The 11,870-nt window shown below is 76.0% G+C and carries 10 protein-coding genes and 1 pseudogene; 10 read left to right on the top strand and 1 reads right to left on the bottom strand.

Annotated features, from left to right (window positions below; translation table 11 throughout):
* Positions 1 to 6 precede the first annotated feature (6 nt).
* Together IEY94_RS21610 and IEY94_RS21615 are read left to right on the top strand one after the other, a co-directional pair.
* A complete protein-coding gene (locus IEY94_RS21610; RefSeq protein ID WP_189172081.1) occupies positions 7 to 1,281 on the top strand; it encodes an outer membrane protein assembly factor BamB family protein in 1,275 nt (424 codons plus the stop codon).
* Positions 1,278 to 2,342, top strand: a complete 1,065-nt coding sequence (locus tag IEY94_RS21615) for an outer membrane protein assembly factor BamB family protein (protein WP_189172082.1) — start codon at positions 1,278 to 1,280, stop codon at positions 2,340 to 2,342. Before IEY94_RS21610 ends, IEY94_RS21615 begins: the two co-directional genes overlap by 4 nt.
* Before the next feature lie 12 nt (positions 2,343 to 2,354).
* On the opposite strand, the gene IEY94_RS21620 is transcribed toward IEY94_RS21615, so the two are convergent.
* Positions 2,355 to 3,566, bottom strand: a complete 1,212-nt coding sequence (locus IEY94_RS21620) for a glycosyltransferase family 4 protein (protein ID WP_189172083.1) — start codon at positions 3,564 to 3,566, stop codon at positions 2,355 to 2,357.
* Between the two features lie 204 nt (positions 3,567 to 3,770).
* Between IEY94_RS21620 and IEY94_RS21625 the strand changes: the two genes are divergently transcribed.
* The 8 genes and pseudogenes from IEY94_RS21625 to IEY94_RS21660 all read left to right on the top strand — a co-directional run.
* Positions 3,771 to 4,628, top strand: coding sequence for an Fpg/Nei family DNA glycosylase (locus tag IEY94_RS21625; protein ID WP_189172084.1), 858 nt, complete (start codon positions 3,771 to 3,773; stop codon positions 4,626 to 4,628).
* Between the two features lie 242 nt (positions 4,629 to 4,870).
* Complete coding sequence (locus IEY94_RS21630) at positions 4,871 to 6,361, top strand: sugar transferase (protein ID WP_189172085.1); 1,491 nt, start codon at positions 4,871 to 4,873, stop codon at positions 6,359 to 6,361.
* On the top strand, positions 6,244 to 6,888 hold the full coding sequence (locus IEY94_RS21635; RefSeq protein WP_189172172.1) for a flavin reductase family protein: 645 nt from the start codon (positions 6,244 to 6,246) through the stop codon (positions 6,886 to 6,888). The genes IEY94_RS21630 and IEY94_RS21635 overlap by 118 nt, the downstream gene beginning before the upstream one ends.
* A 143-nt stretch (positions 6,889 to 7,031) precedes the next feature.
* Complete coding sequence (locus IEY94_RS21640; RefSeq protein WP_189172086.1) at positions 7,032 to 8,231, top strand: LCP family protein; 1,200 nt, start codon at positions 7,032 to 7,034, stop codon at positions 8,229 to 8,231.
* Positions 8,232 to 8,649: 418 nt separating this feature from the next.
* On the top strand, positions 8,650 to 9,900 hold the full coding sequence (locus tag IEY94_RS21645; protein WP_189172087.1) for an LCP family protein: 1,251 nt from the start codon (positions 8,650 to 8,652) through the stop codon (positions 9,898 to 9,900).
* A gap of 29 nt (positions 9,901 to 9,929) precedes the next feature.
* Complete coding sequence (locus IEY94_RS21650; protein ID WP_229784336.1) at positions 9,930 to 10,262, top strand: rhodanese-like domain-containing protein; 333 nt, start codon at positions 9,930 to 9,932, stop codon at positions 10,260 to 10,262.
* 5 nt (positions 10,263 to 10,267) lie between these two features.
* Complete coding sequence (locus tag IEY94_RS21655; RefSeq protein WP_189172088.1) at positions 10,268 to 11,020, top strand: glycerophosphodiester phosphodiesterase; 753 nt, start codon at positions 10,268 to 10,270, stop codon at positions 11,018 to 11,020.
* Positions 11,021 to 11,060: 40 nt separating this feature from the next.
* Positions 11,061 to 11,840, top strand: a pseudogene (locus IEY94_RS21660) (sensor histidine kinase); the annotation flags it as partial.
* Positions 11,841 to 11,870 lie beyond the last annotated feature (30 nt).

Raw genomic sequence — 11,870 nt, forward strand, 5'->3', positions numbered from 1 at the left:
GCCGGCATGGGGGCAGTCGGGCGGGGGACCGCCGGAGCGTTCGGCGTACGGGCGGGGCGGATCGGGCGGCGGGCCCTGCTGGCCGTGCCGCTGGCCGCGTTGGCCGCCGCACCGGCCCGGGCCGCGCCGCCGGCCGGGGATGGCGCCGGGTCGCGCGCCGCCGCCGCCGCCGGGCGGGCCGGCGCGGCCGCCCGCCGCCGCGCGGGGCCGGTCGCCGAGCTGTGGGCGATCCCCCGGCCGGAGGTGGTGTACCGGATGGTGGCCGACGGGCGGCGGCTGTACGTCCTCGACCCGGCGGCCCTGACCTGCCACGACGTCGCCACCGGCGCCCCGGTCTGGTCCGTGCCGAGCGTGCCGAGCCAGTCCGAACGCCACCTCGCCATCGCCGCCGACGCGCTGGCCGTCAGCGTCACGCCGAACCCGCCCGGGGGCGGCGGCCAGGGCGACCTGGCGCTGCGCGACGCCGCGACCGGCGCGCAGCGCTGGCGGCTCCGCTTGGACCCGGACGTGAACAAGATCGTGGCCGACCCGGCCGGGCTGGTGGTCGGCCGTGGGTACAGCACCGGCAGCGCCACCGGGCACGCCCTCGCCGACGGGGCCGCGCGGTGGACCCACCCGCTCCCGCTGTGCGGCCCGGCCGCCGCCGGCGCGGTACCGGTCGGCGACCCCCGCAACACCCTGCTGCTGGACGTGGCGACCGGCGAGCGCCGCTGGCGCATCCGGCCGGGCCGGTTCGGCGTGCTCGCCACGTCGCCGGACGGCGCGTGGTGGACCGGTTACGGCGACGCCGACGGCACCCCGCCCGCCGCCCGCCGGGTCGACGGCGCGACCGGCCGGACCCGGTGGCGGCGGCCCGAGAAACTGTGGGCGGCGGCCGACGACGGCACCGTCGTGGTCGGGCTCGCGTTCGGCGAGGGCCTGTACGGCTTCGCGCCGGACGACGGCGCCACCCGCTGGCACCTGCCGGGGATCGGCGGGGCGAGCAACTCCGGCTCGCTGGCCCTCGCCGCCGGCCTGGTGTGGACGAGCACCGCCACCGGGTTCGCGCTCACCGACGCCGGCACGGGCGCCGCGCTGGACCCGCCGGCCACCGTCGCGTGGCCGGTCACCACCCTGCTCGACGCCGGCGGGGTCGCCGTACTCCTGGACCGCACCCACCTGCGCGCCTTCCGCCGGACCGACGCCCCGCCGGCCTCCGCCGACGCCCCGCCCGGGTCACCCGCCAGTGCCCCGCCGGGGGCACCCGCCGACGGCGGCGCACCCACCCGGCGGCCGGCGTGAGCGCGCCGCGCCGGTGGGCGGCCCTGCTGGCGGCGGCCCTGCTGGCCGCCCCGGCCGGCCCGGCCCGGGCGACCCCGCCGGCCGTCGCCTGGTCGGTGCCGATGCCGTACGCCGACGTGCTCAGCCCCGTGCGGGTGCGCGACGGCCGGGTGCACGTGGTGCGTCGCGGCGGCGTGCAGACGCTGGACGCCCGGACGGGCGCGCAACTCTGGTCGGCGCCGATCGCCCCGGTCGGCCAGGGTCCCGCGGTGCTGGCCGTGGCCGGCGGCCGGGTCTTCGTCGCCCACCACCCCGGCGGCAGCCGCCCGACTCCCCACCGGCTGACCGCGCTCGACGCCCGCACCGGCGAGCCGCTGTGGACGGCGGAGATCCACCGGATCGCCGGCCTCGCCGCGGAAGCCGACACCCTCGCTGTCGACGTCCGCGCCGCCTCGCCGCCCGGCGGGGGCCGGGTCCGCGTGCTCGGCGCCGCGGGCGGGCAGCCGCGCTGGACCGTCCGGATCAGCAATCGCGGCGTCGCGGTCGCCGGCTCGCGGCTGGTCGCCGACGGGGGCGGGTTCGACCTCGCCACCGGCGCGCCGGTCTGGCCGACCACCGCCGACGGCATGACGGTGCTCGCGGTCACCCCGGACGGCGGCCGCCTGCTCGGCGCCGTCGGGCCGTCCGACGCGCTCGTCCGGCTCGACGCCGCGACCGGCGCGCCCGACTGGCGGGTGGACGCCGACAGCATCGAGGCCGGCGTGGACGACGGCGCCGCGGTGTACACGCTGACCTCGGCCCACGCCCGCGAACCGGCCGTGACCGCCCGGGACGCCGCGACCGGCGCCGTGCGCTGGCGCCGGCCGAGCGAGGCGTTCGGACACGAATTCGGGTACGGCATGGCCGCCGCCCGCGGCGTGCTGTACGTACGCGACGACATGTTCTGCTACCCGCTCGCCGCCGCCACGGGCACGCCGCTGCCGCGGCCGGCGCTCGACGGCGCCTGCGAGGACCTGGCGCTCACCGACGACCTGGTGCTGTACCGCGACGCCGAACGGCTGACCGCCCACCCGCTGCACTGACGCGGGCGCGGCTCAGCGGCGGCGCACGCCCCGGTACGCGTCGAGCAACTGGCCGGTCACGACGTCCGGGTGGAACGTGCGCCGGTACCGCTCCCGCGCCGCCGCCCCCAGCCCCGCCGCCCCGGCCCGGGCCACCGGCAGCGCCGCGGCCAGGTCCGCGGCCGCCGCCGGCACCACCCAGCCGGCGTCCCCCGCGGTCAGCCCGGTCACCGGGCTCGCCGCGCCGGGCGCCACCGCGGCGCCGACCCCGACCAGGTACGGCACCCCGCCCAGCGCCGTCCCGAGCACCGGCCGCCCGGCCGCCAGCGCCTCGATCACCACGGTGGGCAGCACGTCGTGCCACGTCGGTACGGCCAGCACCACCGACGCCGCGGCGAGCGCCGCCCGGACGCCGGCGCGGTCCAGCGGCCCGAGGTACTCGACGTCGGCGCGCGCGGCCGCGGCGGCCTCGGCCAGCGCCCGCTGCTCGCCGTCGCCGGCCAGCCGCAGCGGGCCCAGCGACCCGTCGGGGTGCCGGCGCCAGGCGTCCAGCAGCAGGCCGAGCCCCTTCTCCGGGGCGAACCGCCCGTAGAACAGGAACCCCTCGCCCGGCGGCGGGGGCGGCCCGGGGTCCGGGATGGAGTTGGGCTTGACCAGGATCCGGTCGGCGGCGATGCCGTAGTCGCGCAGGTGGGCGGCCATGCCGGTGGTCAGCGCCAGATACCGGTCCACCGACCGCCAGGTCGGCCGGTGCGCGGCCAGCGTCAGCGCCATGACGGCGCTCTGCGCCCGCGAGCCGCGGTAGCAGGCGTGCCGGACGCCCGGCAGCCCGACGGACTTCCCGCGGCACAGGGTGCACACGGCGCCGTCCCGGAAGTACAGCCCCGGCGAGCAGACCTGCCGGTAGTTGTGCACGGTCTGCACCACCGGCACCCCGTGCCCGTGCGCGGTCCGGACGACCCAGGGGGAGAGCAGCGGGTACGGGTTGTGCAGGTGCAGCACGTCGGGCCGCTCGCGGTCGAGCAGCGCGGCGAGGTCCCGCTGCGCCGCCCGGTTGTACAGCGGGGACAGCGGCAGCAGCGCCTTGTCCCCGGCGGGCAGCGCGGGGATGTCGTCGGAGTCGCGCAGGAACGGCAGCACGGTCACCCCGGCGGTGCGGAGTTCGGCGATGTCCTGCTCGACGATGACGTTCTCGCCCGACGGCAGCACGCTCCGGTACCGATTGTGCGCGACAACCACCTTCACCCCGCCACGCTACCGCCGCCCCCGGCGGGCGTCGCACCCGCCGCCCGCCGCCCGCCGCCCGCCGACATGAGCCGGCGCACCTGTCTGCGACTTCATTCGGTGCCGCATCCCGTGACCGCGGCCGGCCGCGGATGTTTCGGGCGGGTGGGGCGGGAGTGCGGTTCGTGGTGATCTTCGGGCCCCCGCCCCCGCTACGCTGGACGGGTGCCGGAGTTGCCCGAGGTGGAGGCGCTGGCCGCCCACCTCCGGGAGCGGGCGGTCGGGCGCACCGTGCGCCGGGTCGATGTCGCCGCGATCAGCGCGCTCAAGACGTACGACCCGCCCGTCACCGACCTCGCCGGCCGCCGGGTGACCGACGCGGGCCGGCACGGCAAGTTCCTCGACGTGAGCGTGGAGGGCGGGCTGCACCTGATCGTCCACCTGGCCCGGGCCGGCTGGCTGCACCACCGGGAGGCGATCACCGCCGGCCCGCTCAAGCCGGGCAAGGGCCCGATCGCCCTGCGGGTGGTGCTGGACGACGACTCCGGCTTCGACCTCACCGAGGCCGGCACCAAGAAGGGCCTGGCCGTGTACGTCGTGCCCGAGCCCGGCCGGGTGCCCGGCATCGCGGCGCTCGGGCCGGACGCGCTCGCCGTCGACCCGGCGACGTTCGCCGCCCGGCTGCGCGCCCGCAAGGGGCAGATCAAGGGCGCGCTCACCGACCAGACCGTCGTGGCGGGGGTGGGCAACGCGTACTCGGACGAGATCCTGCACGCGGCGCGGCTGTCGCCCTTCGCGCTCAGCCACAAGCTCACCGACGAGCAGTACGCCGGGCTGCACGCCGCCACCCGGGCGACGCTCGCCGACGCGGTGGAGCGGTCGGTCGGGCAGCGGGCGGCGACGCTGAAGGCGGAGAAGCGGTCGGGGCTGCGGGTGCACGCCCGGGCGGGGCTGCCGTGCCCGGTCTGCGGGGACACCGTGCGGGACGTGTCGTTCGCCGACTCCAGCCTCCAGTACTGCCCCGGCTGCCAGACCGGCGGGAAGCCGCTGGCGGACCGGCGTACGTCGCGGTTCGTGCGCTGAGCGTCGGTAACGGTCGCGTATCCATTCCGGGTACCCCGCATTACGGTCCCTATCGCCGAGCCCGACAGGAAACGGGCGTCGGTATAGTTGCTCCGGTCCCGGGTGCGGGATGAAATGCCCGTCCGGCCCCTGCCGCCGAGCGCGGCGGGAGAAGACTGTTGCGAGGGCGGTTCCCCCGGGAGGACACGGGTGAGGTGACAGCGAGCCTCGAACGGCCGGCCTCGCCCGATCGGAGCGAGCCCGTGCGGCACAGTGATGACGTCGACGAGCCCACCACGAGTGGTGTGGTCCGGACGGCGTGGTCCCGCGCGCGCCGCGCGGCCCGGTGGCACCGCCCGTACACCGGTGCGCTGATCCTGCTCGACCTCGCCGCCACGATCGAGGCGAGCGCCATCGCGCACGCCACGCTCGACCAGGTGTCGTCGGGTCTGGCCAGCGGCGAGAACGAGCTGTGGTTCTACACGGTCGCGTACATCCTGCTGCCGCTCGGCTGGCTGGCCATGCTCTGGGCGAACGGCGCGTACGACCGGCGGCACCTCGGCCTCGGCACCGAGGAGTTCAAGCGGGTGATCCGGGCGGCGGTCGCGGTCGCCGCCTCGGTGTCGTTCCTGGCGTTCTCCACCAAGACCGCGCTGTCCCGGCTGTCGGTGGCCGTGGTGCTGGTGGCGTCGCTGGTGGCGATCCTGATCCTGCGCCGGTGCGCCCGCGAGGTGCTGCACTGGCTGCGCCGGCGCAACGGCGCGGCCACCCACCGGATGATCCTGCTGGGCACGCTGCCCGAGGTGATGGAGGTGCACGCGGCGGTCACCCGCAACCCCGACGCGGGCCTGGTCCCGGTGGGGATCAGCGTGACCGAGGGGTACGCCGCGACCCGCGGCATGCAGACGCCGGTCCCGGTGTTCCCGGCCCGCGACGTGCCCGGGCTGGTCAACCGGCTGGGCGCGGACACGATCGCGGTGTGCGGCTCGGCCAGCACCGAGCCGGGCGAGCTGCGCCGGCTGGCCTGGCAGTTGGAGGGCACCGGCGTCGACCTGATCGTCGCGCCGCAGCTCACCGACATCGCCGGCCCGCGGGTGCACATCCGGCCGATCGAGGGCCTGCCGCTGCTGCATGTCGAGGAGCCGACCCTCTCCGGCCTGGCCTGGCTGGCGAAGAACCTGCTGGACCGGGTCGCCGCCGCCCTCGGCCTGTTCCTGCTGTCGCCGCTGCTGCTGGCCATCGCGCTGAGCATCCGGCTCTCCGACCGCGGCCCGGTGTTCTTCCGGCAGCCGCGGGTCGGGCTGGAGGGCCGGACGTTCCGGGTCTGGAAGTTCCGGACGATGTACGTCGACGCCGAGGAGCGGCTGGCCTCGCTCCAGCACTACAACGAGAGCGACGGCATGTTCTTCAAGATGCGCGACGACCCGCGCGTCTTCGGGGCCGGCCGGTTCCTGCGGGCCACCTCGCTGGACGAGCTGCCCCAGTTGATCAACGTGCTGTGGGGCGAGATGTCGCTGGTCGGCCCCCGGCCGCTGCCGGCCGACAACGGCGACTTCCTCGGCGACGTGCGGCGGCGGCTGCTGGTCCGGCCCGGCATCACCGGGCTGTGGCAGGTGTCCGGGCGCTCGGACCTGTCCTGGGAGGAGGCGGTCCGGCTCGACCTGTACTACGTCGACAACTGGTCGCTCACCTACGACCTGGCGATCCTCTGGCGCACCGTCGGCGTGGTGCTGGCCCGCAAGGGCGCGTACTAGCCGTGGGCGGGGCGATCCACGCCGGCGACCCGTTCGCGACGCCGCCGGAGCAGCGGTCGCCGGTCCGCCGGCTGCGCGGCCGGATCGCCGCCGGGGTCACGCTGTGGACGGCCCGCGACGCCGCGGGCGCGCCGGCCGGGCTGACGGTCTCCTCGACGGTGGTCGCCGACGGCGAGCCGGCCCGGCTGCTCGGCCTGGTCGACGACGAGTCGGAGCTGTGGGCGGCGCTGGCCGCGACCGGGCGGTTCGCGGTCGCCGTGCTGACCGACGCCGACCGGCAGCTCGCCGACCGGTTCGCCGGGCTGCTGCCGGTACCCGGCGGGCCGTTCCGGGCGGGGGAGTGGGCCGCGACGCCGTACGGGCCGGTGCCGGCCGGGGCGAGCATGGCCGGCTGCCGGCTGGACGCGGCTCGGCCGTACGGGTGGGCGATGCTGGTCGAGGCGACGGTCGAGGAGGTCGACCTGGCCGACGGCGGGGCGCCGCTGGTGCACCACCGCGGCCGGTACCGCACCATCAGCGACCGTTAGCGCCCGTTCGGGCCTTTCGCGCATGCGTCGTGCGTCGATGCGGCCTCGGCCGGACGTTGCCCCGCCCCGGGCAACCGGCCGGTCCTGATCCACGCACGGCGTTGAATGCGCCGGATCTGGCGTGCGGTACGTAGTCTGGAGCCATGTCGACGCCGCGCCGTCCCGCCAGCAACCCCGGCGGCTCCAATCCCGGCGGCTCGCCGGGCCGGTCCGCCGCGCCCCGACCCGCCGGCCGGGCGACCGTCGGCGCCCCGGCCGCCCGCGCGGCCACCGGCACCCGCCCGGTCCGCACGGTCCGCGCCGCGCCGGGCGGCAGCAGCCGGGTGTACGGCGGCCCGCCGCGCCGCCCCGGCCGCAAGGTCAAGCCGCGCTGGGGCCGGATCGCGCTGGTCGTGCTCGTCGCGCTGCTCGTGCTGGGCCTGCTGTTCTTCGCCGGCCTGTCGATGTACGGCAACCGGCTCAACAAGAGCCTCAACCGGACCGACCCGTTCTCGGCGCTGACCGGCGGGCGCCCGGCGAAGACCGTCGACGGTGTGGTCAACATGCTGCTGGTCGGCTCGGACTCGCGCGACCCCGACGCGAACCTCGACCAGGCGAGCGAGTGGCGCGCCGACACGATGATGATCATGCACATCCCGGCCGACCACAAGACGGCGTACCTGATCTCGCTGCCGCGGGACCTGTTCATCCCGGTGGTCGAGGCCGGCAGCGCGAGCTGCCAGGGCGAGCGGCGAAAGATCAATTCCGCGTTCGCGTTCGGCGGCCTGCCGCAGCTCGTGCGGACCGTGGAGTGCTTCACCGACGTCCGGATGGACCACGTCGTCGCGATCGACTTCGCCGGGTTCAAGGAGGTCACCAACGCCCTCGGCGGCGTCGACATGACCGTGGACCAGACCATCACGTCCATTCACAAGCCGTTCAACACCTACAAGAAGGGGAAGCGCCACTTCACCGGCTTCGAGGCGCTGGACTACGTCCGGCAGCGCAAGCAGTTCGCCGACGGCGACTTCACCCGGGTCAAGCACCAGCAGATGTTCCTCAAGGCGCTGATGGACAAGGCCGCGAGCACCGGCACGATCACCAACCCGGCCAAGCTGAACGCGTTCCTCAAGGCGGCCACCAAGGCGATCACCGCGGACAAGGAGTTCTCGCTGGTCGACATGGCCCTCCAGTTCCGGAACCTGCGCAGCAGCAACCTGACCTTCATGACCAGCCCGCACCTGGGCAGCCAGGACGTCGACGGCGAGTCGGTCGTGGTCAACGACCGGGAGAAGGCGCTGTCGCTGTACGGGGCGGTGGCCCGGGACCGGGTCGGCGAGTGGAAGAAGGCCAACCCCCGCTAGCCCTCCGGTTTGCCCACGCCCGCGGCTTGCGCCCGAGTTGGCGGATGGTCAACAGGCGGGCACCGGGAGTGGCCGTTCGGACCGGGTGGCACGCCGGCGACACGCCCGGCCCGCCATCCGCCGTTCGGCCCGGGCAATACCGGACGAGGGACCACCTAACGGGGCGAAAGCACCCCCTCGCCCCGTGCTCCCGCGCCGGCCGGGCCCGCCGCCGTCACCCGCGCGGGGGATGGCGCCCGGGTGCCCCCGCCGCGGGCGGCCGGTTGGACCGGATAACCGGGTCGGGTAGCCTTCGACAACCACGCTGGCCAGCCGGAACCGGCCCGTCCGGCGTGGGCTCCCGCGGTCGCGCCCGCCCTCCGGCGGTGCGCTGCGACCGCGGCCCGAGCGCCGACATTCCCGGGAAGGAGTGCCGCCCATGCGGGTCCACACGCCGCTGGACGCCCCGCGCTCCGGTGGCGCCGCGGGCCCGGTGGCCCCCGCCCGCCCGGCGCCCGCCGGCGCGACGTACGGCGGCGGCGCCCCGCGCGGCGGCACCACCTACGGCGCCCCCGCCCCGCCCCCGCCGCCCGGCCGCGGCGGCAAGCGGCGGGCCCGCAGGTCGCCGCTCTGGGCCCGGCTGGTCACCACGTTCGGCGTGCTGCTGGTGGTGCTCAGCGGCGCCGCCCTGGCCGGCAAGTCGTTCCTGGTCAACCGGTACGCCGGCAGCGTCAACCAGGCCAGCCTGCTCAGCGGCGCGGCCACCGCCCGCGGCGGCAACGACCTGCGCGGCCCGATCAACATGCTCCTGCTCGGCGTGGACGAGCGGTCGAGCAACAAGGGCGACATGCGGTCCGACTCGATCATCATCCTGCACATCCCGGCCAGCCACGACCAGGCGTACCTGGTCTCGGTGCCGCGCGACTCGTACGTGCAGATCCCCGCCTCGCCGCAGTCCGGCTTCGGCGGCGGGATGGAGAAGATCACCGAGGCGTTCTACTTCGGCTCCCGCAACGGTCGCGGCCGGGAGGGCGGCGCCCAGCTCGTCGGCGAGACGCTGCACCAGCTCACCGGCATCAGGTTCAACGGTGCGGCGATCATCGACTTCGGCGGGTTCAAGCGGGTCATCGACGCCCTCGACGGCGTCAACATGTGCGTCGACCACGAGGTCGCCTCGATCCACATGCGGTACGTCAACGGCAAGCCCAAGTGGAACGGCGAGGCCAACGGCGCCGGCACGCCCGTCGTGCACAAGAAGGGCTGCAAGCGGATGGCCGGCTGGGAGGCGCTCGACTTCTCCCGCCAGCGGTACGGCCTGCCCAACGGCGACTACGACCGGCAGCGGCACCAGCAGCAGCTCGTCAAGAGCATGGCCAAGGAGGCCATGTCCCGCGGCGCGGCCACCGACATCCGCAAGCTGGACGCGCTGGTCCGGGCCGCCGGCAAGGCGCTGACCATGGACACCGGCGGGGTGCCGGTCGCCGACTTCGCGTACACGCTCAAGGGCATCGCCGCCAAGGACCTGGTGATGGTCCGGACCAACGCCGGCACCTTCAACTCCGGCAAGGTCGGCGACACCTCGGTGGAGAACCTCAGCGACGACAGCCTGGCGATGATGCACGCGATCCGGGACGGCAAGCTCGCCGACTGGCTGATCGGGCACCCGCACTTCATCTCCCCCGGCAAGTGAGCCGGGCCCGGCGCGGATAGGGTGGTCCGGTGAGCCAGGAGATCGCCGCCGTGGCGGCCACCGCCGTCGACGACACCGTGTACCTCGTCGATGTCCGCGAGCCCGACGAGTGGGCCGCCGGCCACGCCCCGGCCGCCCGGCACCTGCCGATGATGGAGATCCCGGCCCGGATCGACGAGGTGCCGCGGGACCGCCCGGTCGCCGTCGTCTGCCGGTCCGGCACCCGGTCGGCGCAGGTCATCGCGTACCTCCAGGGCCACGGGTACGGCAACCTCAGCAACCTCGACGGCGGCATGCAGGCGTGGGCCGGCAGCGGCCGGCCGATGGTCAGCGAGGACGGCCAGCCGGCCCGGGTGATCTGACCCCCGTGGCCGCGCCGCGCGTCTTCGCCCACCGCGGCGCCTCGGCCGCCCACCCCGAGAACACCCTGGCCGCGTACCAGCGGGCGCTGGCCGACGGCGCCGACGGCCTGGAGTGCGACGTCCGGCTGACCCGCGACGGGCACCTCGTCTGCGTGCACGACCGGAAGGTCGACCGGACCAGCGACGGGCGCGGCCGGGTGTCGGCGAAGACGCTGGCCGAGCTGCGCGCGCTGGACTTCGGCTCCTGGCACGGCGCCGGCGCCCCGGCCCGGGTGGTGGCGCTGGCCGAGCTGCTCGACGTGGCCGGCGACGCCGGCCGCCCGGTCGAGCTGCTGGTCGAGACCAAGCACCCGAGCCGGTACGGCGCGGCCGTCGAGCGGGCCCTGCGCGACCTGCTGGTCCGGCACGGCCTCGACGGGGGAGCGGACCGGCCCGTACGGGTGACGGCGATGTCGTTCGCACCCATGGCCGTCCGCCGGGTGCGACAGTGGCTGCCGGCAATCCCGACCGTCCAGCTTCTCGACCTCCTCCCGCCGGGGATGCGCACCGGGCGACTCCCGTTCGCCGCCCCGATCGCCGGTCCGAGCGTCGCGCTGCTGCGCTCCCGCCCCGGCCTGGCCGGGGCGCTGCGGGCGGCCGGCAAGCGGATCTACCTGTGGACGGTCAACACCGACGATGAGATCGAGCTGGCCCGCACCCACGCCGTCGACGGCGTCATCACCGATCGCCCGGACCGGGTCCGGGATCGACTGGGGTAACTATCCGGAGCGAGGCACACTTGTCGGCATGGTCGAGCACACCGACGCGGTACCCGGGCCCACCGTCGCCGCCCGCCAGCAGGCCCGGCAGCGCCTCGACCGCGACCGGGACCTGTTCATCGCCGCCACCAGCCACGAGCTGCGCACGCCGGTCACGGTCATCAAGGGGTACGCCGACACGCTGGCCAACCACTGGGAGCACCTGCCCGAGGCCGACCGGCGCGAGGCGGCCCGGGTGATCAGCGAGCGGGCCGGCGACCTGGCCCGGCTGGTCGACCGGCTGCTCGCCGCCGCGAGCGAGGCGGACCCGGCCAGCGGCGCCCCGCCGGTCGCGTTCGACCTGGTCGACGGGCTGCGCACGGCCGTCGCGGCGCTGCCCGCGGACCTGGCCCGCCGGCTGGTGGTCCAGTTGCCGGCCGGGCTGCCGGGGGCGATCGGGGACCCGGCCAGCCTCTCCACGGTCCTCACCGAACTCGCCACGAACGCGGACAAGTACTCCCCGGTCGGCTCGCCGATCTGGCTGACCGCCGGGGCGACCGGCGGGGCGGTCTACTTCCGGGTCAGCGACCAGGGCATCGGGGTCCGCCCCGAGTACGCCGAGCGGGTGTTCGACCGGTTCTGGCAGGGCGAGCAGGCCCCGGTACCGGCGCCGCGCGGGCCCCGCTCGCTGGGCCGGGCCGACGACGACGGGTACCGCCGGCGGCGGGGTGGCGCGGGTCTCGGCCTCTATCTGGTCCGCCGGATCGTTGAACGGCAAAACGGATGGGTGTCCTTACGCCCCCGCGAGGGCGGCGGTACGGTCGCAGAGGTGCGCCTGCCGTGCGCGAGAGCCAACCCGTCCGTGGGCGGT

Origin of the sequence: Pilimelia anulata (assembly GCF_014647895.1) — a bacterium.
GTDB lineage: Bacteria > Actinomycetota > Actinomycetes > Mycobacteriales > Micromonosporaceae > Pilimelia > Pilimelia anulata.